Annotated in this window: 19 protein-coding genes, 1 tRNA gene, 1 pseudogene and 1 other annotated feature; of the genes and pseudogenes, 4 read left to right on the plus strand and 17 right to left on the minus strand. The window is 36.8% G+C overall.

The window, feature by feature from the left end:
• Window positions 1-178: 178 nt before the first annotated feature.
• From QA584_RS24455 to QA584_RS24480, 6 genes are all read right to left on the minus strand, one after another.
• Window positions 179-751, minus strand: coding sequence for a GNAT family N-acetyltransferase (locus QA584_RS24455; RefSeq protein WP_278271717.1), 573 nt, complete (start codon window positions 749-751; stop codon window positions 179-181).
• A 386-nt stretch (window positions 752-1,137) separates the two neighbouring features.
• Window positions 1,138-1,394, minus strand: a binding site (T-box leader).
• A 288-nt stretch (window positions 1,395-1,682) separates the two neighbouring features.
• The gene (locus QA584_RS24460; protein WP_278271718.1) at window positions 1,683-2,456 is read right to left on the minus strand and encodes an ABC transporter permease; all 774 of its coding nucleotides are present in this window, start codon (window positions 2,454-2,456) and stop codon (window positions 1,683-1,685) included.
• A complete protein-coding gene (locus QA584_RS24465) occupies window positions 2,446-3,330 on the minus strand; it encodes an ATP-binding cassette domain-containing protein (protein WP_278271719.1) in 885 nt (294 codons plus the stop codon). The genes QA584_RS24460 and QA584_RS24465 overlap by 11 nt, the downstream gene beginning before the upstream one ends.
• 83 nt (window positions 3,331-3,413) lie before the next feature.
• A complete protein-coding gene (locus tag QA584_RS24470) occupies window positions 3,414-5,015 on the minus strand; it encodes a sensor histidine kinase (protein WP_278271720.1) in 1,602 nt (533 codons plus the stop codon).
• A complete protein-coding gene (locus tag QA584_RS24475; RefSeq protein ID WP_278271721.1) occupies window positions 4,999-5,706 on the minus strand; it encodes a response regulator transcription factor in 708 nt (235 codons plus the stop codon). The genes QA584_RS24470 and QA584_RS24475 overlap by 17 nt, the downstream gene beginning before the upstream one ends.
• A 252-nt stretch (window positions 5,707-5,958) precedes the next feature.
• Window positions 5,959-6,927, minus strand: coding sequence for a helix-turn-helix transcriptional regulator (locus tag QA584_RS24480; RefSeq protein WP_278271722.1), 969 nt, complete (start codon window positions 6,925-6,927; stop codon window positions 5,959-5,961).
• A 213-nt stretch (window positions 6,928-7,140) separates the two neighbouring features.
• On the opposite strand from QA584_RS24480, the gene QA584_RS24485 reads away from it, so the two are divergent.
• The gene (locus QA584_RS24485) at window positions 7,141-8,226 is read left to right on the plus strand and encodes a helix-turn-helix domain-containing protein (RefSeq protein ID WP_278271723.1); all 1,086 of its coding nucleotides are present in this window, start codon (window positions 7,141-7,143) and stop codon (window positions 8,224-8,226) included.
• Window positions 8,227-8,437: 211 nt separating this feature from the next.
• Here QA584_RS24485 and QA584_RS24490 read toward each other — a convergent pair whose 3' ends face one another.
• Window positions 8,438-10,126: an ABC transporter ATP-binding protein gene (locus QA584_RS24490; RefSeq protein ID WP_278271724.1), complete on the minus strand. Its 1,689-nt coding sequence runs from the start codon at window positions 10,124-10,126 to the stop codon at window positions 8,438-8,440.
• Window positions 10,127-10,488: 362 nt separating this feature from the next.
• The gene (locus tag QA584_RS24495) at window positions 10,489-11,658 is read right to left on the minus strand and encodes an AAA family ATPase (protein WP_278271725.1); all 1,170 of its coding nucleotides are present in this window, start codon (window positions 11,656-11,658) and stop codon (window positions 10,489-10,491) included.
• A gap of 649 nt (window positions 11,659-12,307) precedes the next feature.
• Between QA584_RS24495 and QA584_RS24500 the strand changes: the two genes are divergently transcribed.
• On the plus strand, window positions 12,308-13,864 hold the full coding sequence (locus QA584_RS24500) for a copper amine oxidase N-terminal domain-containing protein (RefSeq protein ID WP_278271726.1): 1,557 nt from the start codon (window positions 12,308-12,310) through the stop codon (window positions 13,862-13,864).
• Between the two features lie 219 nt (window positions 13,865-14,083).
• On the opposite strand, the gene QA584_RS24505 is transcribed toward QA584_RS24500, so the two are convergent.
• The 5 genes from QA584_RS24505 to QA584_RS24525 all read right to left on the minus strand — a co-directional run bounded on the left by QA584_RS24505 (window position 14,084) and on the right by QA584_RS24525 (window position 19,416).
• A tRNA-Leu gene (locus QA584_RS24505) sits at window positions 14,084-14,168 on the minus strand.
• Window positions 14,169-14,370: 202 nt separating this feature from the next.
• A complete protein-coding gene (locus tag QA584_RS24510; protein ID WP_278271727.1) occupies window positions 14,371-14,916 on the minus strand; it encodes a hypothetical protein in 546 nt (181 codons plus the stop codon).
• A 130-nt stretch (window positions 14,917-15,046) separates the two neighbouring features.
• A complete protein-coding gene (locus QA584_RS24515) occupies window positions 15,047-15,967 on the minus strand; it encodes an ArsR/SmtB family transcription factor (protein ID WP_278271728.1) in 921 nt (306 codons plus the stop codon).
• 227 nt (window positions 15,968-16,194) lie between these two features.
• Complete coding sequence (locus tag QA584_RS24520; RefSeq protein ID WP_278271729.1) at window positions 16,195-17,997, minus strand: glycoside hydrolase family 2 protein; 1,803 nt, start codon at window positions 17,995-17,997, stop codon at window positions 16,195-16,197.
• 390 nt (window positions 17,998-18,387) lie between these two features.
• Window positions 18,388-19,416, minus strand: coding sequence for a metal ABC transporter substrate-binding protein (locus QA584_RS24525; protein ID WP_278271730.1), 1,029 nt, complete (start codon window positions 19,414-19,416; stop codon window positions 18,388-18,390).
• Window positions 19,417-19,558: 142 nt separating this feature from the next.
• Between QA584_RS24525 and QA584_RS24530 the strand changes: the two are divergent.
• Window positions 19,559-20,239, plus strand: a pseudogene (locus QA584_RS24530) (metal ABC transporter ATP-binding protein).
• Entirely contained in the window at window positions 20,232-21,047 is an 816-nt protein-coding gene (locus QA584_RS24535; protein ID WP_278271731.1) for a metal ABC transporter permease, read from the plus strand. Before QA584_RS24530 ends, QA584_RS24535 begins: the two are co-directional and overlap by 8 nt.
• Window positions 21,048-21,514: 467 nt before the next feature.
• On the opposite strand, the gene QA584_RS24540 is transcribed toward QA584_RS24535, so the two are convergent.
• From QA584_RS24540 to QA584_RS24555, 4 genes are all read right to left on the minus strand, one after another.
• Window positions 21,515-22,630, minus strand: coding sequence for a GTP-binding protein (locus QA584_RS24540; RefSeq protein WP_278271732.1), 1,116 nt, complete (start codon window positions 22,628-22,630; stop codon window positions 21,515-21,517).
• Window positions 22,631-22,664: 34 nt separating this feature from the next.
• A complete protein-coding gene (locus QA584_RS24545; protein WP_278271733.1) occupies window positions 22,665-23,084 on the minus strand; it encodes a Fur family transcriptional regulator in 420 nt (139 codons plus the stop codon).
• 192 nt (window positions 23,085-23,276) lie between these two features.
• Window positions 23,277-24,149 (minus strand): helix-turn-helix domain-containing protein, encoded by an 873-nt coding sequence (locus QA584_RS24550; protein ID WP_278271734.1) that lies wholly within the window; start codon window positions 24,147-24,149, stop codon window positions 23,277-23,279.
• Window positions 24,150-24,399: 250 nt separating this feature from the next.
• A complete protein-coding gene (locus tag QA584_RS24555; protein ID WP_278271735.1) occupies window positions 24,400-26,232 on the minus strand; it encodes a hypothetical protein in 1,833 nt (610 codons plus the stop codon).
• Window positions 26,233-26,317 lie beyond the last annotated feature (85 nt).

Here is a 26,317-nt window from a genome sequence, read left to right on the forward strand (position 1 = left end):
AATACCATAAAAATGCCTTTACTAACTTACAAGATATAATTACACCCTATAACCCTTTATTGATTCAGTAACTGTAACACTAAAATTAAGCTTCGACTTTGCACCCTATTATAAAAAAGATCAGGAAAAACGAGCTTTGCTGATTGAAACAAAGCTCGTTTTTCTAAAATATTATCTTTTAATCTTCTGAATTTTTCTTCCCAGTATACAGTTTCTTTGTTATTCCATATACAGCTAAATCGCATATTCCAGTATTGTTTTTTCCAGCTTCTAATAGAGTCCCTTCATATATAAGACCCGATTTTTTCATGACCTTTCCTGAATTGGGATTGCAAATATCATGTCTGGCATAAATTCGATTGCACTCAACTTTTTCAAATAAAAACTTTATGACTTCTTGAAATGCTTCACTTACAATTCCTCTGTGCCAATATTCCTCCCCTATGCAATATCCTATTTCTACAGCATTAATGTCTTCCTCCATATGAACGATTGCAAAACTGCCAATTGCTTGGTGATTTTCTTTCCACTCGATGCACCATTGATAATACTTCTTATCTTCATAATTTCTTACCCATAATTCTAAAATAGATTTTGAACCATCTTCTGAAGTATAGGTTGGCCAAGTCAAATACCTGGTGACATTATCTTGACTTGCCCAGTTATGATACATATCTTTCGCGTCAGTCAGCCTAAAGGGTCTTAACACCAAACGCTCTGTTTCTAATACGACGGTTCCTTGATGATTCATATTAACCTCAATTCTTGCGCACGCTCTTTGCGCATATCAAGTTTGTGGTGCGCAAGCACAAATTTGCGGTTGAAACATTTATTTTTCAATCTATACACTCATTGCATAACACATCTGTGAACAGATGTGTTACTGCCACATATAAAAGGTTGAAAGAATCTATAAGTGGCATCCTCTCATTCATAATATTTTCTTTCAACCTATACAACCAATCTATATCGCAAGTTTACTCGCAATACTGCCACTAATGTAATGTGAAGAATATTTCGTGGCATCCTCTCTAATTGTTATTTTCATACAAACTTTTTTTCACGATACCAGTTCTGCCTGTTAAAAACTTTAACTCTTCCTTAGAAAAAAAGCCCTCCTCTCTGAAAAATTTCTTTTTCAGGGACGAGAGCGATGCTTCGTGTTACCACCCTAAATTCACTTATACCTCACGATACAAGTCTTATTAATTACGGACAAGAAATGATTCATCGATAGTCTATCACGATAACGGGTGCTCCCGTCGCAGCCTAACAAAATGTTTCGGTGCGCAGCTCCGAGGCCATGTTCAACCAGTTATTGCCTTCCTCATTTTCACCATACTGAGGTCTCTGTAAAAGCTCAAAAGGTTTACTCTTCTCTTCCATGCTTTTTTAAATATTAAATAATTATATCTTTCAAATTCTTAATTGTCAATCATGATTTTCCACTTTATTACATCATAATTTTTCACCTAATCAAGTAATTACATTCCACTTTATCAAGTAATTCCCTCCTACTTTATCAAGTAATTTCCTCCTACTTTATCAGGCAATTACTTTCCACTTAATCAAGTAATTACATCCCATTCTATTACTATATATCTTTCCTTTCTCAACCAAATTTCTTTTCCACTTTATTGCAAAACTTATATCCTACTTTGTTACCACTTCCCACTTATATACTAATGTAAATTCCTTTTCGATCGATAGAACATTATAAAAATCAAGATTCCTGCTAAAGCAAAAAAGAATATATAAGACTGTATCATTGGTACGAAATTATAAGCCTTTCCAATCCAAACCGAATAAAAGTCTTTATTAAAATACGTGGAGGGGAGGAGATTCGATATGATTTGGAGGTTCTTTGGCAGTTTATCCAAGGTAATTCCCATCATACCGCTTAATACCATCATACCAAAGTAGATGATCATGGTTATCATATAAGTAAGCCCAAACTTTTTAACCAGGTTTGCGATCCCATGGGCTAAGATAAACAACGCTGCTGCAAAGGTATATAAACAAACGATATAAATAACCACTCCTGAGGCTTTCGGAACAGCAATTTTAATTACCTTCCAGCCTACAATAAAATAAAGAATATAGGCAAAGGTCATATAAACAAATTCCGCAATCAGTCGATTAATCAAAGTATACTTTTCACTAAAGCCAAAGAGCTGCATTCTAAGGGGAATATCTTTTTCAATATCCTGGGAGCAAGTACTGGAATAACCCATGAGGATAGTTGCTAAAGGGATAACTGCTCCTATGCCAAGGAAAATAGAGGTGATAACTTCATTCATATAGGAAGCACTGCTGCCGATTTCTCCTTCAACTGACTTTGTAATAAGGATCGATAACAGGATCGGGAAGCCTAACCCAAAGATATGGACGAAGGGGTTTCCTGCTACATTTCTTAATTCATATTGTATCATTCTAGGTGAGATTCTATTTTTCATTACTGCTTCCTCCTGACACTGCCTGGGCTTTTGCATTGATAAAAATCATTTCAATGCTGTTATTGCTGCGTTTGTAATTTACATTGTTTTCAGTCAATAAGGCTGTAATCTCCAGCTCAATTTCCTGGGTATTACAAGCCAGGGCTATCAAATGCTTTGGTGCGGCAAGCTTTTGATACTTCTCTGCCAGCAGTTGATTCTTCTCATTGTTATCAAGAACAATAATGGCACGGCCGCAGTATTTGTGAAACAGCTCTTCTCTGTTACCAAAGTCGATTACCGTTCCCTGTTCGAGAATCAATAATTTATTGGTTAATTGCTCTAATTCTTCATAGTAATGGGAAACCACACATAAACCGGCATCTTTATCCTGATACCAGTTAACCAGCTTCTCCACCAGCTTTTGCCGTGTTTCAAAATCTAACCCGGAGGTAACTTCATCGTAAAAGGTAAGGGGTGAATCCTGCATCATGACTAAAATAATGGTAAACCGCTGTTTTTGCCCGCCGGACAGCACCTTATACCTTTTGTTCAGACATTTCTCAAATTCAAAATATGAAATAAGCTCCTGGAGCTTTTTATTCTTTCTGATACTAGTTTGCAGAATTGCCTCCATAATGTATTTTACCGCCATGCTGTTGGTGTATTCATTAAATTGCATATGGACTGCCATGTCGGAGGGGGTAAGGGTGCTGTCCACGGAACCGGTGTAGTTTACAATTCCTAACAGACTTTTTATTAATGTGCTTTTTCCGGCTCCATTTGAACCGATAACACCTATACGGTCTCCTTTTTCAATGGTAATGGGAGCGGTAATTGTAAGGGCAGTCATTTTGCCGTACTGAACATTTAAGTTATTTATTCTTAGTAACATGCTTGTCATCTCCTCTTCTTTATACCGTTATCTTAACAAATGGATATGAATCTCGTATGAAGATTCTGTGTAGACATGGATACCTATAATTCATGAGGCGCAAATGTTATCTGGGTAAGGACTCCGTCTTTTTCATTGCTTATCTGTACTTTTGCTCCTAAGAGGTTAGCATAATACGCCACAATATAGAGTCCAAGACCATGCCCTTTTCCGCTTCCGCTGACAAAGGGTTCAAATATGTCAGACATTAAAGCTTCCTCAATATGTGCCTTACTGTTATGAATTGCTAACTGACCTGGTTTGGTTGAAACCGTAATGACAGCACCTTCTTTACTGTGTACAATTGCATTTGAAATAAGGTTATCTAGAATTTTCAGTACTATATTGGCATCGGTATTGACATAGCAAGGAGCGGAATAGTCTGTTACGAGACGATAATTTCCTTCTGCCAGGGTGATTTGATAAAAGGATAATTGTCGTTCCGCCAGGGTATTCAAATCCACGGGTTCAAATTTTATGTTTTCTTCACGGCGGCTTAAATATAAAATATCTTCTACGATTTTCCGCATCGATAAAAGCTGTTTTTTCACTTCTGGTAAATAGGCTTTTGTATCCTGATATTTTCCGATCTGATTCATCATGCCATCCACTAACAAAAGTGCGGCGGCAATTGGGGTTTTTAACTGATGGGAGGAGGAACGAAGGAATACTTCCTGGCTTTTATTCTTCTCCCTTAATTCCTTGTTTTTACTCTCCAATAGATTGTAGTTATGGTCAAGTTCCTGATACAGCCCATTTAAGGTCTGAATAAGAACTGCAATTTCATCTTTTCCTTTTGAGGGCAGGGAGGCATTCGAAAGCATACCGCTTTGTTTTACTGCTTCAGTATGCTTTACTAATCGTATAATAGGGTCTACGATTCCTTTGGAATACAAAAAGGAAACAACTAAGGCAAATAGTATGATAACCGCGATCAGCATTGGCAGGGACCGGATTACAATGGGAGTAATCTCGTTCATCTGAGGCGTCATGGAGGGATAATAGGACATAACAAGGCGGTCATTATTAAAGGTAATCCCCATATAGTTGGTGTAATGGTTTTCGCCATCACTGACACCGGCATCTACTATAATTGTGTCATCTGCAATATAATGGATTTTGGTTGATTCCTCCCAGTAGTATTTATAATAAGAGGTATCTGTCTGGGTATCTACCGTAAAGGGCAAATCCTGCATTAAATCCACCTGCTTCAGAAAGGCAGCTTTCCACTCCAAGGCTTTATCTTTCAGTTCTGCCTGAAAAGCCTTTTCATCTATATGCTTATCCTTATCCTGAACGGTATCTATATATCCTTTTACATAGGTTTTGATACCAAACAGTAACTCCTTCATATCCTCTGTATTAGGTGTTATGGTCATCTGAAAGGTTTTGCCGGTAAGTTTAAGTGAATCCTCCGAAAAAGGAATATCGATTGTCATACAGCTAGGGTTTTTTACCGCTACATTTTTGTAGGAACCGTCCTTTAGATAGCTTTTATGCTGTTCTACCAGTGAGTTATAATTTTCATTGGACATATAATCCACATAGAGTGACGGCAGCATAAACACAAAATACCCAAGGACCAGAATGGTGAGAATACCTGTTACAATGGCCGTATAGAAAAAGTTTTTATGAATGAGTTTCACGGGCAGCTCCTTCTTTATCAAATTGATATCCGATGCCTATTATAGTCTTGATGCAGGACACAGGTAATTTCTTTCTCAGATTCTTAATATGAGCGTCAATAATCCGGTCATTTCCGATATAATCTTCATTATAAATTTTCAGGATTAACTGCTCTCGGTTAAAAACCCGGTTGGATTCTTTATATAAAGTCAGTAATAATAAGTATTCGCTTAAGGTAAGGGGTAACAGCTTCCCATTATAATAGGCGCAATAGGCCTCTTCTTCAAAGGTAAGACCAGATGAAGTTTTAGAATTTATCAGGTTTTGTTTTGTACGGCGTAAAATCGTTTCCATTCTTTTTAATAAAATGATCGGGGAAACCGGTTTGATTACATAATCATCTGCATATCGGTTAAAGGCATCCACCTGGGTTTTCTCATCTTCCAAGGCCGTAAGCATTATAGTAGCCGTCTGGGGATACTGGTTTTTGATGTGGCTTAATACCTCCAGACCGCTAACCCCCGGCACCATAATATCTAACACAGCAATATCAAAATCAGACTGATCTAATAAGGCAATGGCTTTATCGCCGTTGTCGGTTTCTGTTACCTGATATTGAGACATAAGCATATATTCTTTTAAAACTTCCCGGATGGTTGGTTCATCTTCCAGAAATAATACTTGGTATTGTTTATTTTGTTGATTCTGCATTAGGTTTCGTTCCTTTCATTACTTCCTTGTACTTCTATCTATTATAACATGTTGGTTTGAATTTCAGATGAAGATTTTTTTATTTGATTTCGTGCATGAAAAAAGTTTCAAAGTTTATTAAACTCCGAAACTCTTTTCGGTTTGATTGCTATAGTCACCCCGTTGTGCCTATTAGGTACTGCTTTGCCGGTAATTTATCAAATCGTATTTTATCTCTAAAGGCTTACTAACCATCATCATATATTTAGAATTTTATGACTTTCGTACCGGTCTAATATACTTCCAAAACCGCTCAGGGTCGTGGAAAAAGTAAGCCATCCTGCCAGGTGAAGTATCGTAGGAATAAGCTGTATCCGCGAAATCAAATTTTTCGATTGCAGCATCCATTTTTTCCTCCACGCTGCAGTTTTCTTGCTCATAGTTGAACGGACCATGTTCAAAAACAACATATTCGGCCTCGGGAACATCCAGTAAGAACATGTTTGCCGGCACTTCGCCGTTATAATCTGGTGCAAGGCGAACACCATAACATTCCACGCGGGGAACACCATAACAAAAGGATTTACCCTCTGGGTCGTTGATATAAGCCATAATCTGACCACTACCGCTGTTAGGCTCACTGCTGCCCATGTCATCCAACTTGCCCTGGATGCTCTCAAGTAGACCGCAGATGGTATCACAGTCTTGTCCAGGTATCGCACTCTGTCTTTGCCAAAAATCCCAATATCCATTACTTTCATAGTTTTTGATGTGCAAAAATTTGTGGGCAGGAATAGTTACAAAATAAATCTTTACACTATCGTTTGATTTTACCATACCAATCTCTCCAATTCCTAAAAAGTAGCGGTCGAAGGGAACTATTTTTGTGCGAAGGACAACCGGTACCGGTTTTTTTCGATATTCGCTTGGTGTGATGCCGAATGCTGCTTTGAAAGCTCGTGTAAAAGCTTCATGTGATGAAAAACCATAATCAAAAGCAATATCTAAAATACTTCTTTTACTATCTCGTACCTCAATCAGCGCAAAAGCCAGCCTTCTGCTTCTTAAATAATCCCTGAATTGCATTCCCGATATTTCCTTGAATTTTCTTGTTGTATGAAACTCAGAATATCCTAATTTGCGAGAAAGAAACCGTAGTGATACGGCTTCGTCATTATGATGCTTTATGCATTTATCGATTTCATCAACGATTATTTGGATTTGCTTGTGCCATTCGTACATTCGTCTGCTCACCTCGTTTCAACCACTCTATCGTAATTATAGTGTAATAAAAATCGAATTACTTGATTTTATTTGCTGAAAAACTTTTATTCTAGAATAACAACTAATGGTTGATAAAGCAACAAATGATTGTTTATTGATGTTAATTCCTTTGTATTTTATAATATAGCTACAAGTGCTTGTAAAAAATATTATAAGAACGGAGGAATATTTATGGTTATTAAAATAGGTGAAAAAATAAGGGAATTGCGAAAAAAAGCTGATGTTAATCAGGAAAGATTTGCAGAATATTTAGGGATTACGGCGCAAGCTGTTAGCAAATGGGAAGTTGAGGGCTGTTATCCTGATATAGAGCTTCTTCCGTCAATCGCGAATTTTTTCAATGTAAGTATTGATGAACTGATGTGTTTTGATGTTATGAAAAATCAGGAAAAGATTGATATGATTATTAAACAAGCGGGACCCGAGAGGAGCAAAAATTGGTTAGACGGTTCAACAATTGAAATGCTCAGAAACGCTGTTCAGGAATTTCCGAATAATTACGAATTGTTGTACTGTCTTGCGAAAACTTTATGTCTTTCGAAAAAACCAGAAAAAGAGAAACAGAACAATATACGGGAATCTATATCAATTTGCACACGTATTTTGAGTGATTGCACAGATGACAATTTACGTTTTCGTTCCCTTCAAGTTCTTGCACGTGGTTATAAAGATATAGGTGAAAAGGAAAAAGCTGTTGAAACAGCAAACAGATTGCCACTTGCACGTGATTCACGAGATATGGTGCTTCCGGAACTACTTGATGGTGAAGCGAAATCTAATCAGATTGTTCAAAATATGTGGATGTTATCGGATATGTTTGAATATTTAATTGAAAATCTTGCAAACACTAAATATAAGGATAATTCAGAAAAAAGAGTAGAGCTGTTTAAAAAGCTCGTGAGATTTGAGGAAATACTGCACGAAAATAATGATTATATTTATGAAACTTTAAGGTTACGAGCAGTTTATTATTGGCTTTCTGAAGATTATTTAAAACTGAAAGATTATGACAAAGCGCTTGACTGTATAGAGCAGTTTGCAAAATATAGCGTAAAATATGACACACTACCGGAAGTATCAACGTACACATCGATTATTTTTCAAGGACAGACCTGTTCTAAAAATAAGGACCTTGATATAAAATCCACGGCATCAGGCTCAAAAGAATACTTAGTATTTAGAGAGATTTTTGCACCAGTACGAGAACACGAAAGATTTAAAACAGTTATAACCGAACTTGAAAAACATATAAAATAAATCTATTGCATGACACTTTATCTTTTCCATTTACATCATAATTAGTTCATTATATAGACCATTTGGAATGACTAAAAAATTGTATTTCATTTTTTAGTTCATGCAAGGCGGTAACGGCAAGCTTTCATCTGTAAAAAGGCAAGTGACCAACGTATGTGCACTTGCCTTTTAAAATCCCGCAAGAAAGGGTTACTTGCTGTTATTTATTATATTAATCGCGTGTGCTTGCATAGTATAAATCTTTAAAGTATGTATTATTCTCCAGCAGTTTATTAAAGCTATCCTGACCAACAATACGACCTTCTCTTAAAACAAAAACATGTTCAAATTTCCTGATGGAGTTTAGACGATGCGCTATGACGATAACGGTTTGTGTTCGTAATAAATCCATTACCCGGTTCATTACAATTTCTTCTGTTATATTATCCATTGCTGATGTTGCTTCATCTAATATAATAATATTTGACTTAGAAAACCACAGTCTAGCCAGTGCCAATCGTTGGCGTTCACCACCAGATAACGCAGTTCCTCTTTCTCCGAGTTCAGTATCTAAACCGTTATCCAACTTGTTATATAAATCCAATAATTCAACCTGCTCTAATGCTTTGATAATTTCCTGGTCTTCTACAATTTTATCAAACACTAGATTTTCTCGCATTGTTCCATCAAATATCGGTGATTCCTGAGTTATATATGTTATACAGTCATAATAACTGTTTAAATCAATATTATTTAACTCATAGGTACCAATTGATATCTTGCCACCTTGAGGCTTTAATAGTCCAGACAACAATTTTATCAAAGTTGATTTACCGGAACCGCTTTCACCCACAAGCGCAACGTTTTCTCCATGTCTGATATTTAAGTCAATGCAATCCAGAACAACCCTATTGTCATATAAAAATCTTAATCCAGTACAAGAAATATCAGCTTTCAAAGATGTTATTTTTTCTCCTTTATCAAGCTGTTCATCATTTTCCGAATCTAAAAAATCGGTATACCTCTTAAATGCTGTTTTGTCCAGTTTATATTGTACGAACAGGACATTAAAAATGGCAATGGGGGTATATGCATTATCTATCAAAGTAATGAGTGCTATAATTGCTCCAATGCTTAAGGATTTCGTTACCCATCCGTAAGCAATGATAAAGATTTTAATTACAATCACCAATAATGCAAAAATTGCAAAAAAAGCTTCATGAATAAGCGTCATTTTAACTTTGGAATTTACTATATCTTTTTTTGCTAATTCCGCCTTTTCAATTTCCTGTTTAAACCTCTTATTTATTCGGAACACTACCATTTCCATGAATCCGCGAACCAGAATATGATTCATCATTTCTTCATTTGATAGAATACGTTCCTTGATTTGATATAAAACCTTTAGGAGCAAATTTGTAATAAAAAATACTACAATATAACCTATCAATATTATCAGCATGACCTTTTTATTGATGCTATAAATAAAAATCATACTAAATAGAATGGATGGACATAATTGCCTGAGTAGACACAACATGAAATCGAATAAAATACCTTTACCAGCAGATGCCCCATTCTCAATCCTCTGGACTAGTTTGCCAGTTCCCATAGATTGATATGCCTGATAATCTATACGGCTTATTTTATTCAAGGCTTTCAATTTTAAATCTATATAAATACCGTGTTCAAGGCTGCGTCCAGGGTATTCGTCCAAATAATCGAAAACGCATAATACTATAAGGACAAATCCATATATAATGATGTGCCTTACTGTTAAACTTCCATCATTAAACTTATCTATAAGACCCTGGAAATAATTGGCATTAAAGTTACTTAAGAAGGCTATTAAAATGCCTAGCAATAAATATGTACATACTAGAAACTTATTCTTTTTTGCTATCTCTACTAAATAGTTCATAACTGTACTCCTTTTCATTAATTGAATTATTAATTACTCCGAGTCAGTACAGTTGAAACTGCTAGCAAATTACATTAATTAATCTCAGTACAATCTGCTAACAGATTATTTCAACTGTACTGAGTTGTTACCTCGTTTTGACCTCATGTTGAGTTCACCCCTTTCGATGGTCTTTATACTGGTACTAATTCAATTATCCCCAACTGCAAAAATGCTAATGTCAGCTAAAGGTATCTGGTCTGTTACGTCTTTTCTCAATATATTCATATTTGAGAATATCACAAAAAATTTTTCTCATTAAGTTGAATTCATTTCGACTGCCTTCAACGATAAAGAGTACGCGTCCGATATGTTTATCCTTGTTAATTTTCATCATTCAGATCCTTATAATTAGGCAACCCTCCAAAAACACCGCTAACATACATTTTCTCAATATTCTGACCGGAACGAGGCTGTTCTGAAGAGAAACGCTTCACTGAACTTCCTTGGTTTCCATTAAATTCTACAGAATATTCCTGATCAGGCCGCAGCAATGTATTTGACAGAAGGTTCGTTGAATGTGATACAAATAGCATTTGGGAGCTTTTTGCCTGTTGCATGAAATATCTAACCATAAGCTCTTCTAAGTCATTATGGAATCCACTTGAAAATTCATCAACGAGCAAAATACCACTTTTATTAGCGACGCTTAGGAAAGCAGGAAGCAATCGAAGTAAATTCTGGTTCCCTAAGGACTCTTCTGAAAAAGGGATAGGTATATCAATATTTTTCCTTTTAAAGAATATTGATTTTTCATTATCATCATCTGAGACCTTTAGGGTTATATTTTTGCCATGGCTTTCATTGGCATATTCAATATTTTGTTCGAAATTATTATCGTTAAAGAAGTTATTGATATGGTTGCACCCATCCTCTTTAAGGTATTGCGTGAGTTGAAAATTTTCTTTTCCGTAAGAAATGATCGTTTTCTCAAATAAATTAATGTATATTGAGTTTGACAAGAAATCCATCCAAGCCTTTAAGGCTGAATTACCTGCAAATTTGGTATTAAAGTAAAGCGTTCTTAGGAATAAGGTTTCTCGATCCACATCATCTTCCATGTAGGAAATGCCATTGGCATCTGTAATGTAAGATTTTGCAGAAGTTCCCATACGTTCCAGCATTAAACTATTATTTACATATAGATTTTCAGTTATAAAGTTGGATCTCGTATCAACTTCAAAACAATATCTAATATTGTGGTCATCTATGAGGAAAGAATAATCAATAGAGTACTTTGGATTTGTGTGAAACATACAGCGAAAAAGACCGGAATTCATATTTCTCTCACGAAACAGGAAGTCAAGTAATAGCTTAATACTAAGTATAATATTTGATTTGCCGGACGCATTGGCTCCAACGAATATAGCACCTTTCAGAACGCCACATTCAGATACATTTCCAGGCAAGATGGCATAGTTTGTCTTTAATAAATCAATTTGAGTATTTTCTTTAAACGATTTAAAATTATTAAGAATAATCTTTGTAATCATAATTTACCTCCATGAAGTAATAGGTTCTGTGTTTAAGTATATCATTAATTATTCTTTGATGCAATAAAAATACGCTTTTAGTATAATGTATCGCAAAAAAATTACGACATATATCAATTATTTATGACAAATAGGATGGTTATAAAGTCTTATGATTTACAGATAAAGTTAATTATGCTGAGAATTGATAGAATTTAAGTTAGATTTTCATTATTTACCGTTTAATACCGAAACTAATGAAAAAAATATCTTCTTATCCATTAGTTGAAGGTGGTAGTGAAAAGCGTTAGCGCGTCCAGATACTAATGATAACTACAAATTTTTGTACTAAAAAAGCGACTAAGTAAGTTATTATACTTAATCGATCTTTACAAAAATAAGTAGAGACATTCCCCCACTTATCATATCGTTTTTGTTCAGAATGCTTCAATTTCCTTATATCTGCTCGGATATAGAAACGAATAAATATTTAAGGATGTTTATTTAGTATATCAACGCAGACGAGACACAGCATATGAGTAATTCTAATTAACGTCTAATTAATTCTGCAAGAAAAATAAATTGTAAAATCTAACCATATAATCTATAATATAGTACAGACTTACAATACTTGTTTCATGCCGTTCCTAACGGCGGAAAGGGAGAAACTATGAGAAAACGATTTATTACTTTTATCACTGCTATTTTTATGATGTTCGCTTTATCATCAACTGCTTATGCTGCTAAACAGCCGGTAATTCACGTTGCTCTTAATAATGAAATTCTACTTTGTCCTCAGGATGCACAGCCCTATATCGATACAAAGGGAAATGTATTTATCCCTCTTTCTGTAGCAGGGGAAAAGCTTGGGGCATCAGTAGAGTGGGGAAAAAACGCCGATTCGATTAGCGTGAAATATGGATCCGATACCATCAAGATAACTTGGCCAAAATCCAGAAAGAATGGCATAGTAAAATTGAATAATGTGGCCGTGAAAACAACTATATCACCTGTTAAGAAAAACAAATCTGTTTATGTACCATTGGAGTTTTTCTCTACTCTCTTGCATTGTCAAACGACCTGGGATAACAGAGTCTATACAGCCTTCGTGACATCGGAAAAAAATTCAAAGAATAGTGAGGCTCCTGCCGAAGCTACTGTAACCACTTCAGAAATCTTAAAAATAAAGTCCTTTGACGGCTATACACTTACCGGGAAACTGGATTTGCCGGTTAATGCTGCTGAGGTATCAACCCTCGTCATATTTGTACCCGGCACAGGGCCTAATACCTATGACAATCACAGACTGGTCGGCGATAAGGAATTTAACTATTATGATTTATTCGCACAAGAGCTTGGAAAGAGACAGGTAGGCTTTTTCCGGTATAATACCCGTGGTGTTGAAATGGGAACCCAGCCGCCGATGTATGATTCAATTGACATGAAAGAGTACCGAAAATATGCACCTGAAAATCAGGCTAAAGATATCGAAATCATGATTACGGAGCTGAAAAAGAATGAAGCACTGAAAAATGCAAAAGTAGTTCTGCTTGGTTGGAGTGAGGGTACAATTATTGCGCCTTTGGTAGCGGAACGAAAGAATGTTGAAATATCTTCTTTAATGCTGTCAGGATACTGTAATGAAAAAATGCAGGATATTATTGAATGGCAGTTATCCGGTGACTCCTCCATGATTTTTTATTGTCGGTATTTTGATACTAATTTCGATGGGGTAATATCAAAAAAAGAATATCTCTCAGATCCTTATGGAATAGTGAATTCGGTACTTGGCGATGCTAAATTTGAACAGCTGGATGCTAACACGGACAAAAAGCTTACAAGAGAAGATTTTGCCATTCTTTTATCTGATCAAAAAAATAAAGTATTGGATGCAATATCAAAGGGAGACGATGAATGGCTCTGGAATAACTATTTTCAGATTACTTCAGAATGGCTTTCCGGACACGAAGAGCTTGAAGCTAACAAAGACAGGCTGCTGAAATTAACTATACCTGTTAATATTTTTCATGGCGTTTATGACCAGGATGTACCGCTTCAAGGGGTCTACGACATCTATGAAGCATGCAGGAGAAAGAATAAGACAAATATAAAGGCTTTTGTATTCGATCAGCACGATCATGATCTGAATTATATTCAATATCCTTTAAATAATATAATCTCAGAAGGTTTGGCTCGAATATTTGATGAATGTGCCAAAGTGAAGTAAATGCCTGCACAACGCTTTCTCCTACAAAGCACCTGTTTCTCTTGGCATTATTAGGCAGGCTTGTAAAATGTGGGACGATAACCGAATAAAACCCAAAAACAAGGTAGTACAAATAGAAAAGTAATCAGTATATGAGGGTTATAAGAAGTAATCAAACTCAATTAAAAAGAAAAGCTCTTAACCCATTGATTTTACTAGGATTAAGAGCTATCTACTCGATGCAGTTGAGGGGACTTGAACCCCTACCCAGTTAACCCGGACTAGAACCTGAATCTAGCGCGTATGCCAATTCCGCCACAACTGCAATTAGTAACGTATCTATTTTACTACAATTTGAAGAAATGTCAAGTAAAATATGTTGTTTTTTTAATGGATTTTTTTAATGGACAGTAATGTTATTTTTTAATAGATTTAATTGAAAAGTAAATTCCAGTCATTTGCCCTTTATATATCATTGATAAAAAATAATCAAACTCTATAAGGTAATCCACTTATAAAATTCGATGTTATTGTGACAAAACCTCTTTTGTGATAGATTTATTATTACTATTATAAAAACTTAAATCTGATATTTCAGGATATAAAATCATTGTATTATTAGGGATTTTGCAAAAAGTATAAAAATATTCTTGTTGTGGAATATCTATTTTATAGATAGTGTTCTCTAATAATAACTTTACGTAATTAATCTTCTTTTCAGTATTTTTACCTGCTATAATAAAATATTTTGCTTTGTTTGTTTTCACTATATTATATTTAATAGGATTATTTCCATAAGATGTTGACCCTATTTTATATCTTTTATTAAATCCTTTTGTGAATTCTGCAACACCTAATTCATTACTAATTATATATAGCACATATTTTTTATTGTCAATGTTAATAGACTGCTTAATATCTAAATCATCTGTTGTTCTATGGATTCGTAACTTAATATTATTCTCAAGATTTTCTTTATTATCTTTAATTGCATAGGAGCTGGTATACTTATAAAAGACTAATGATACTAGTAATAAAATTATTATAAATACAACTAATAATATCTTTTTCATAAAATACTCCTCCCAATTAATATTTCATGTACCGAATTTTTCCCATTAATTTTATAAAAAATTCCCACCAAACCAATCAAAAGTCTTGGATAAAATTCCCTGTAAAAGTACAGAGCGATATAACCTTCAATTAATGTTGTATCGTTAATACAATGTCCTGGTCATAATCCCCAAAGTTCCTTCCAAAGATATTAAACCCTCCCACATACTGGGCATCTGGCTTATTACCGATCTTAACACTGATATACGGAAAGTCCATTAACTTTAACTCCTCGATGGTCCCATTTATGGCTTTCTCTCCATTAATATAGCAGCCCGTGTCATCCACCGTCCAGGTCATCAGCATTCCGTACTGAGTTCCTCCAAGACGCCAGTCCGGCTGATTCAGACGCCCTCTTCTGTCGCCGAAATCACCGGGGCAGGTAAAGGTACCGCAGTCGATTCCGTTAATCCACATCGTAATATCCGACTTCCAATCCCCGCGATAGCCAGGTGCTTCCGAACAGATTTCTAAAGATATTGCAATTTGCTTTGCACTCCGGTTCTTGGGTACTCCGTTAGCGAATTTGTATTCTACATATCCCGAGGAGCTCCATAATAACCCGGCATTCACACGCTCCGGCAGGTAAAAGCAAGGTTCCTGATCTTCATTTCCAATAAATCCATCAGCACCATATAAACCACAAGTCGGAGTTACAACACAGCTGCTAAATGCCCCTACCGGCATCTGAGTACTATAGATTTGATCAATATTGGGATTACAATTAGTAAGATCAATAGACAGATGATCCAGCTTTCTGGTGCAAAGTTTCATGGAACCTCTCGTTCCCGGCTGCTCCTCCATTCGGATCAGACCTGCCTGCTCTAAAATCTTTAAATGGAATGTGGTACTGGATGCAGGCAGTCCCAACTCCTTTGCAATCTCTCCAATGATCAAGCTTTTATCATATAATAAGCGCAGCATCTCGATTCTGACCGGTGAAGACAATGCCTTACCCAAATCACACAAATCATTGGTATCTTCTATATGAAAATTTCTGAATTTCGCCATAAAAACCCCCTCTATATTTCTTTTCAACCTACTCACAAACCTAACTATATTGAATAGACCTATTCTATCACGAGAATGAAATAGTCTGCAATCAGAATATTTGACTTTTGTAACCACTTATTTTATCGCCGGTATGGAAAGTGGGGAGATTTTCATCTCCCCACTCCTGCTTTCACCATAAAATATACCGGCATTTTTACATGTAAGAATCCTACAATTACGGACTCTTACATATAAGATCTCCAGTAACCGATTTTTCGTTCATTGATTTCTTTTATAATCTTTGGATCAATTTTAAAATTACGTTCCATATCCATCAGTCCGTTGATTTCCTGCTGTACATCAGATACCTGGGTATAACAGAAACCGCTGACATACGGAATCTCTTTTACTGCAGTTGTAATTTCATCAAAACGGTGTATAAAGTCTTCTTTGGTGCTTACCTTATTGCCATAACCCCAGCCGGAATCATCATTGTTAAAGGCAATTCCGCCATACTCACTGATAATGATGGGCTGTCCCTTATATGCAAAACCTTTTGCCATTGCGGCTTTATAGTTATTATGGAAAAGCCCTCCATTTAAAATATCCTCTTTATATTCCATATAACGGCGGCGAAGGATTTCACCTACCTCTTCATAGTCATGAAGCGTAATAATATCAGAAACTGTGTGTTCCCAGCCATCATTTACAATAACAGGACGATGTTTATCCACACTCTTGGTAAGGTGATAAATTGCTTCTGTAAAATGCTGTTCTAAACGGTTAGTTCCGATCCGGTTCACACCCCAGGATTCATTAAAAGGAGTCCAGGTGATAATACATGGATGATTATAATTCTGTTTTACGATTTCCATCCACTCTCTTGTAAATTCCTCCACTGCATAATCAGTATACTGGTAAGCTGCTGCCGCTTCACTCCATACAAGCATGCCCTTTACATCACACCAAAGCAAAAATCTTTCATCCTCAATCTTTTGATGTTTACGCAGACCGTTGTAACCCAGTTCGTGAATTTTATCAATATCTTCTATCAACGCCTCTTCATTCGGAGGTGTCAGATGGCTATCTTTCCAGTAACCCTGATCCAGAATTAACCTTTGATAGAGGGGTCTTCCATTCAGAAGAACATTCTGACCGTCTATACGGATCTCTCTCATGGCAAAATAAGAACCGATTTCATCATAAGTCTCCCCATTATGTATAAGCCTGAATTCAATATCATATAGATTTGGTGTATCCGGACTCCAGGTCTTTATTCCCCATTCGAATCCCTCAGGTTTTTTGGTGAATACAAAAGCCTTTGCTTCCATATGTTTCTCTATCATTGTTGTTACCGTTTTGCTTATAAGAGCACCCTCATAAGTAATTATAGTTTCAACAGCTGTATCTGCTCCCAGTATTTCTTCCCAGGCATTGAGTTCAAATTCCAGATCTAATGAGAAGTCCTGCATGTTCGGTGTCATCTTGATGTAATCCAGACTTATGTTGGGAACATACTCTGCCCAAACTGTTTTCCAGATACCTGTAGTCTGTACATACCAACAGCCGAAATTATTCTCCATCCAGCGCTGTTTGCCTCTTGGCTGCTGCATATCATAAGAATCTTCAACTTTTACCACTAATTCGTTACTTCCGTCTGCTACCAGATTCGTAATATCAAAAGAAAACCTGGCGTAACCGCCCCTGTGACTTCCGGCATACGTTCCGTTGACCCATACCTTAGTGATAAAATCACTTCCCTCAAAGTGAAGGACATAACGGTTCTTCTCCAGTTTGGAGGAATCCACCTCGATGGTTTTATGATACCAGATCGTATCATGTCTCTTCTCATCCTGAATACCGCTTAATTTCGTTTCATAGGTAAATGGTACCTGAATGGTTAAGCTGCTCGGAAAGGACTCATACCATTTATCCTTCTCTCCTGTATTTTGGTCATCAAAACTAAAGTCCCATGCACCGTTAAGATTAAACCAATTATCCCTCACCATCTGGGGTCTGGGGTAATCTTTTTTGTAGCATTTTATCATACTGACTGTCCTCCATGCATTATATTCTTTATCGCTGATTCTTGTTTATTACAGTTATACTGTATTTATATTGTTATAATAACCGTTTTGAAGTGGTTTTGTCAATACTATTTTTATCTTTATCACAGTGTTACTGTATAAATAGTGAAAACTGCAATATCTAATATCATAGGAGTACCTACATCTCATCCCCATATCAAAGAGGCTGTTGCAAAATTCAAAGAGTAAATTACTTGGGAGAGAATTCTAAGCCCAAGTTCAAAAACCTTACAATTTTGCAACAGCCTCTTTACATAATATGTTCAATCACTAACTTGTTTTGAGTACCAAAAGGACAATTTTATACTTTAAGCGACTTTTGACATTTGAAACCTAAAATTCAACCTCATATCACTTCAAACTATCATAAATCTTAGATAGATTATCCTCTATTCGTTCCAGATATGTTAAATTATCTTCGCCACTTTCTATCGTATAGATGGTTTCAACTTCAGCACCTACTTCTTTGGCTAATGTAGCTGATACCTCCGGACTTGCCATTTCTTCGGCAAAAATAGTCGTCACTTTATTATCCCTACAGTATTTTACTAATTCTGTCAATTGTTTTGCGCTGGGTTCTCCTTCTGCAAAGGTATCTTCCACACTGTTTTGTTCCAGTCCAAAATCCCTGCAAAGATAACCGAAGGCAGCATGACCTGTTACAAAACTCTTTTTCCCTGCTGCTTGGAATTTCTCATTATATTCTTTATATAAGTCTTCCAACTGGGTAATATACGTATTGTAGTTAGCTTCATAAAAGTCTTTATTTGATGGGTCGGCCTGAACCAGTGCTTCCTTAATGTTCTTAACTTCCAGTTCTGCACCTTTTAAACTGAGCCAGATATGGGGATCATATTGTCCGTGTTCTTCGATTTCCTCTGCGTCGGTATTTACAATAGCATCTGCTCCCTTGGAGGCTTCTACCGTAATCAGCTTGGTATTATTCGCTGCTGTTACCGCTTCCTCAGCCCATGCCTCCATCCCAAGGCCACTGTATACAAAAATCTGTGCAGCGCTAAGCCCTGCCAAGTCCTGAGCTTTAGGTTCAAAATCATGAGGTTCCATGCCATCCGGTATAATTGTTGAAACATCTACTTTATCCATGCCGACTGCCATTACGAATTCCTTCATTGCATTAAAGGTTACGGAAACTTTAATTTTATCTGTTTCTGCTGCACTGGTCTGTGCTGCATCGGTCTGTCCTGTGCTGATTTCCTCTGTATTCATCTGCTCTGCACTGGTATCCTTTGTCTGTTCAGTACTGCCAGCCGCCAAACTGTTCTCTTCGGTCTTATTTCCCTGATCTTTACTGCTGCCGCAGGCAGATAAACTTACTGCAACAATCAGGCATAATAGTATCGTAGTCCATCTTTTTAACATTAATTTCGCCCTCCTAATTTCTACTTGCAAATGCTTCGCGTTTGCATTATCATAATAACTGTTCCTTATTTGTTTGTCAAGGGTAAATGCAAATCATTTGCATTTGTATAATAAACACGGGATCAGAAAGGATACTTTATATATGATAAACGCTGAGAATTTATATTTTTCTTATACCAGTTCGCCGCCTTATGTACTTGACGGCATTAATCTTATCATACACAGCGGCGAATATGTATCGGTGCTTGGTGATAATGGCAGTGGTAAAAGTACGTTGATGCGACTTTTACTTAAATTTATAAAACCGACCAAGGGGAGTATTACCACCAATGCGGCTAGAATCGGGTATGTCCCGCAGAAAAATGACTTTTCCAATTCTGCTTTCCCTATTACAGTCTATGAAGTTTTGAATTCTTACCGAAAGCTTCTTAAGATTTAAGATAAATCTATCCTTGAGGAAAAGTTAGAACAGTTAGGTATGTCTGAGTTTAAGGCTTCCCTGATGGGCAATCTCTCCGGCGGTCAGTGCCAGAAGATTCTGATTGCCAGGGCACTTTTGGGAACTCCGGATTTGCTGGTTTTAGATGAGCCTTCCACCGGTGTGGATGCGAAAAGCCAGAAAGAAATCTATGGTTTCTTAAAGAAGATTAACAAAGATAATAACATTACGATTCTATCCGTAGAGCATAACCTGGAGGCCGCCATTACCAACTCAACCTTAATCTATCATCTGATGGAGGGTCATGGACATTTGTGCACCCCTGCCCAGTATGCCGGGGAGTTTTTAAAAACCAACGCAAAGGAGACAGAATCTAATGCTTAGTTACAGCTTTATGCAAAATGCTATTTTTGTTTCCATATTTATTTCTATCTTATGCCCCTGTATCGGTATCTTTTTAGTCCTCCGCCGGTATTCTATGATTGGTGATACATTATCCCACGCATCCTTAGCCGGTATTACCATCGGTCTTATGTCAGGTCAGAATCCGATACTGGGAGCCTTTTTGTTTACCTCTGTCTGCGGTGCGTTAATTGAATTCCTCCGCAGTTATTTTAAAAAGTATACGGATTTGATTCTGACTATTGTTTTATCTTTAAGCGTGGGTACTGCCATCACCATTATCAGCTCCGGAAAGCTCCATGCCAATGCGGATTCTTTTATGTTTGGCAGCATTCTTACCGTAACCCATTTTGATATGCTTATGGTACTAATCTTAAGCTTTATTTCCGTATTGACCCTTATTTTTTTATATCATCAGATGATTTACATTGCTTATGACGAAGAAGCTGCTAAAATAGCTGGGGTAAGAGTGAGGCTGATTAATTATGTATTTTCTATTCTTGTGTCCGCTGCTATCTCGGTATCGATCCGAATAGTAGGTGTACTGGTACTCAGCTCCATGATCGCTCTTCCCGTTGCTACGGCATTGCAGCTTGGTAAGGGTTTTAAGGTTACTTTGATTTTTTCGATTATCTTTAGTGTCACAGATATTATGCTGGGTCTGTTTATTTCATATTATCTCAATGTGGCTCCTGGCGGTTTTACCGCACTTATATCCGTTGCTGTCCTGATTCTTGTTTTGATAACCAGGCATATTGTGTCATCCTTACGCAGAACACATACTGGCTAATGCATGCTGGATCTGCATGAATCGAAACTAAAGAATATTTAAGCTGCGTTTTGATGCGAAGCAAATCTAAAGGGACAGGTAGGGTAAAGCACCTGCTATTTATGCTTTACCTTACCTGTCCCTGTTCTTAAAATACTTTTTGTTATTATTTTGTTTATTCTTACTTCTTATTTTACTGCTTATTTTTTCTATTTTTTTCTGCTTATATTTCTACTTATATATTCTGCTTGTTTTTAGTTTATTTTTTTGTTTATACTTTTCTATACTTAATTATCCAGCTATTTTTTCAACTTGTTCTATATATTTTTTATATTCCTGCTTATTTCTTTAACTTGTTCTATATATTTTTTATAAACCTACTTATTTCTTTAACTTGTTCGATATATTTTTTATAATCCTGCTTATTTCTTTAGCTTGTTCTATATATTTTTTATAATCCTGCTTATTTCTTCAACTTATTCTTGTGTTTATTCTCCCAGGCAGGCATCCAACTTCTCTTTGATTGCTTCCTGATCCATTTTTTGTCCGATAAATACCAGCTTAATGCATCGGTCACCATACTTTTTATCCCAATCGATACCTGGGTGTTCCTTAAGATATTGTTTACGCTGTGCCTCTGGAGCTGTCGCAACCCATTCCCCCGACATGGAAGCCACTTTTTGCTGACCGGACTGTTCAAATATATATACTTCATTTCTTAAGTCATCAAACCATACGATACCTTTACAGCGTATTACACTTGCCGGAAAATGCCCCAGCACAAAGTCCTCAAATTTCTTCTGGACAAAAGGCCGTTTCTGATTATATACAAAGGTGCCAATCCCATACTCTTCTGTCTCCGGTTCCGCTTCTTCCTCTGTCAGAGCCTGGATCCAGCCGGCAGACATACTGGCTTTTTCAAAATCAAACGCATGAGTGTTGATGAGTTTGCCAATATCAACCCTTGCATAATTTGTTTCAATGATCTCAGCTTCCGGCTGTAGTGCACGGATTACCCGGATTACTTTGTCCTTTTCTTCTTTTGTAATTTCATCTACTTTATTAAGAATAATTAAATTACAGAATTCAATCTGCTGCACAAGAAGATTCTCGATATCGTCATCCTCCATATCTTCCTCTAACAGCCTTTCTCCGTTGACAAATTCATCTACCAAACGCTTTGCATCCACAACAGTTACCACATTATCAAGACGGCAGATTTCAGGCAATCTTGCGTCTTCAAGGGATCCATCCAGCATGGTAATGGTCTGGGCAATGGGAAGGGGCTCACATATTCCGCTGGCTTCAATCAAAATATAATCAAAACGATTCATTTTCACGATATCTGCTATCTGTTTGATCAGATCCACCTTTAAGGTACAGCAGATACAGCCGTTGGATAAGGGTACCAGACTCTCATCCTGTTGGGTTACGCTGCCTCCTCGTTCAATCAGGGAAGCATCTATATTCACTTCCCCGATGTCATTCACAATGACTGCGACTTTATAACCTTCTTGATTTTTTAATATATGATTCAGTAATGTGGTCTTTCCTGCCCCCAGATATCCGGTCAGTAAAGTAATGGGTACTATATTCGTTTTCATCGTCCTACCTCCATATCTTCTGCCAATCGATTCGTCATATCTCCTGCTTTTTATCAATGCAGTTATCACATAATCCATAGAGAATCGATTTTCTGCATTGCAGCGCGAATTTATGCTGTAATTGTAAATGCTCCATTATCTCCTTCATAAAGCTGCATTCCAGGTGGGTCACCTTCCCACATTTCATACACTTCATATGCAGGTGTTCATGGCAATTGTCATTATCGCCTATATATTGATAAACTGCCTTATCTTCCTGACTATCCATATATTTTATCAGGACACCGTCTTCCGTCATCCGGTCCAGATTCCGGTAAATGGTAGCAAGATTTACCTTATTATCCTGTTCTTGCAGATATTCATGGAGTCTTGCAGCACTTACGGTCTGCTCTTTATGATTTTTAAAAAACATCAAAATACGATCTCTGCTTTTGGTCCGATAATTTTTTTGCATCACAACCTCCTTTATTCATATTTGCAAATGATTCTCAAATTATATTATAGAGGTCTTTTGAATCTCTGTCAATAAATTTGCGAATAATTTGCAAAGAGGGCGGTTACAATGAGGCCTAAGCAGGACTGTATAAAATTCACAGTTTAACGTATTTCGCAGCCTGTGATTTTCTTACAGCCCGCCGCTTCTTATCTATTCAAGATTTTTTACGCCAGAAACAAATCTCTTTTTCACCAATGTAGTTAAAAACACTCCTGCTGCAATAAAGCCAAAGCATATAGCAACAATCTGGTTTGATGCATCGCTGTACGACGTATTTAAATAATCCTGTATGAAGGAATTAATGCTTAAGTTTAATACTACTCCTAATAATAGTAATGAAAAAGCAGTCAGATATGCCCTGTTTAACCTTGTATAGAGAAACAAAAGGACGGTAGTCCACATACACACCAGTGACATAATAACAATTGGCAGCGCAAACGGAAAGACCCAGTTCTTCACCGGACAAAGATATTCGATCAGCATCAAAAGGGGTATGATTGAAACCGAAAGTCCTGCCATGGAAGTAAGAAACCTGTGCTTCTGCATTAATAAAAAAGGTGTAATAATCAGCCAGGCAGTGATTTCACTTCCTAAAACATAGAAAGACCAGTCAAACTTCTGGTTAATTGCAAAGTTACACAACATACAGATCAATACCGCAGCTATAAATGCAGCAGATATGGAGATAAAAAACACTTCATTCCGTTTTGAAGATTTCTGTTTATTAACCTCTTCCGTATATTCAATAACATCGGATACGATTTCTTCTGTTATTATTCTGTTTTCCAATTTAGTATCCATGTTTTGAACCTCTGTTAATTCACCGCTTAAGAGTTCACTAGCGGATATGCCAAGGGCTTCTGCCAGAGCCGGAATCAGGGTGATTTCGGGATAGCCGGCTCCTCTTTCCCATTTAGAAACTGCTTTGTCCGTTACATTTAAAAGATCTGCAAGACCTTTCTGTGTTAAATTCTTTGATTTTCTTAATTCCAGTATGAACCTTCCGATTTTTTGATTATCCATTCCAACCTCTTTCCTGAATAGTAACTGCAGATTATTATTCCAGCTTTCATTATTATTTTTCACATATTTATCCAATACCGGCTAACATAAATTATAACACAGACAGGTAATATTGCAATCGACGGAGCGTATACAAAAGCCTAATAATTAAGTAAACGTTTGGTAGAGCACTTAATTTATGAGTACGAAAAAAGCTTATTCACAATCCCTGCCAATCGGCCGGTTATGAATAAGCTCTTAAATTGCTGCTCTATCCTACACCATTCAACAATAGTATAAGCCCCATAAGGAAGAATATGAACACATTAATCAATTTAATTACATCGGTCCGCCTCACGATAAAGTTTGAAATGAGATGCATCCGTTGACCCCGATGTACTAATATAACAATACAAAATGACGGCAGTATCATTACTATAATAAAAATCAGTATAAGGATATAACTAAAGCCTCCCTTTGTCGTATCCATATAGTTCATGGTTAATAAAGTAGCTAAGTATACCTGACCGGTACAAAGGAATTCTCCGGCTGAAATGATAAACCCTAATACAAAAACAACGATCCAAAGTGGTTTCTTACTGTCTGAAATAAGCTTCTGCATCATATTCTGATCTGCTTTTTGCAGCTTTTTCGGAAGTTTTAAGAGCATTTTCCCATACTGTTCTTTTCTGGCTTTCATAAAATCAAATAAACTAAGTAATCCAAGGCAAAAAGCTGCTGCCACTAAAAATATACGGATTATATCCTGCATAGACCTGAATACACCGGATTCCAGTACCGTTAGGATACGGTAGAAAGATACGGCAATCACCAGATAAGCAATTAACTTACTAGCAAGATAAATGAATCCGAGCTTTAATACACCATTCTTCTTTACCGCTATCAGGGACAGCAATAAGAACAACATGGAAAACGAGCAGGGATTTAATCCTCCTGCAAACCCTGCTATGAGTATTTTGGGTATGTCTTTTAAGGTGAATCCTCCGGACTTTTTAGTAATGTCCGTTACTGTTTCGGTAAAGCCTACTGCCTTACCGTCTTTTAATACATTGTTAAGTCCTGTTAGAATCGCTTCTTTACCACTAAAATATCCTTCCTGATAAAAAACCATAGGAACAACATTTTCACGATCCGGTACTTTGTATTTTGTTAGAAGTTTTTGATATAAGGCAAGATTACCGGCATCTGTAATCGACCTTTCCTCCACAACGAGCTTAGAAGTTTTAGTAGTTCCATTCTTACTAATCACTATGGTATCCGGCAGTGATTTTATAAATTCAGAGACCTTTTCACAGGATTCACAGGCACTGGTGGAAAAGTACAGCAAATAGGAGTCAGTACTCAATAGCTTAACACCCGGAATCCGCTGCGAATCCAACTCCGGGTCGGAATCATTATCCGCTGTATTATACGTTGCATTATCTGCCACACTGTCTGCTGTATCTTCCGGCGAATTAACTGCTGCACTATCGACTGTATCAGCCGACGAATTATCTGCCGCACTGTCTGCTGTATCATCCGGCGAATTAACTGCTGCACTATCGACTGTATCAGCCGACGAATTATCTGCCGCACTGTCTGCTGTATCATCCGACGAGTTAACTTCTGCATTATCTGCCCCGTTGTCTGCCGTATTATCTGTAACCGCGTCCCGGGAGTTTTGCTGTACGCCGCACTGTGCCAGAAACAACTCCTTCATATTATTCTCAATGGTTTCGCTGCCGGTAAGGTATTGATTCCCTATGATTAACATAGGCGTAATTCTGTCGGTAACCGGAATATTAAATTCTTTCATCAGGTCATCATAGATATCCTTGGAGCTTTCAAGCAGGAGGTTTAATTCCTGTATGTGATACCCCTTTACAGCTTCTCTTCCCGCCATACTATTGAATTTCTGCTGAAAATGCAGATACTCCCTGCAGGACTCACAGGGGTTATTATGTATATAGTAAACCTGTACCGGCTTATCTCCTTTCTCCGAAGACAGTGGAAAGAAAGAATATGCCTTTGCTATAATGCATGTAAATAACAGACCTACAATGATTACTATTGTCCCGTAAAAAGCCTTTTTTCTAGCTCTCATATCTACTCTGCCTGCTCCTTTTATAAATGTAAAATATAGCGATTTTTATTGATAGTCCCAGCTTAAAAGCCCGTGTCTTTAAGAA

Source organism: Anaerocolumna sp. AGMB13025 (genome assembly GCF_029689925.1).
Taxonomy (GTDB): domain Bacteria; phylum Bacillota; class Clostridia; order Lachnospirales; family Lachnospiraceae; genus Anaerocolumna.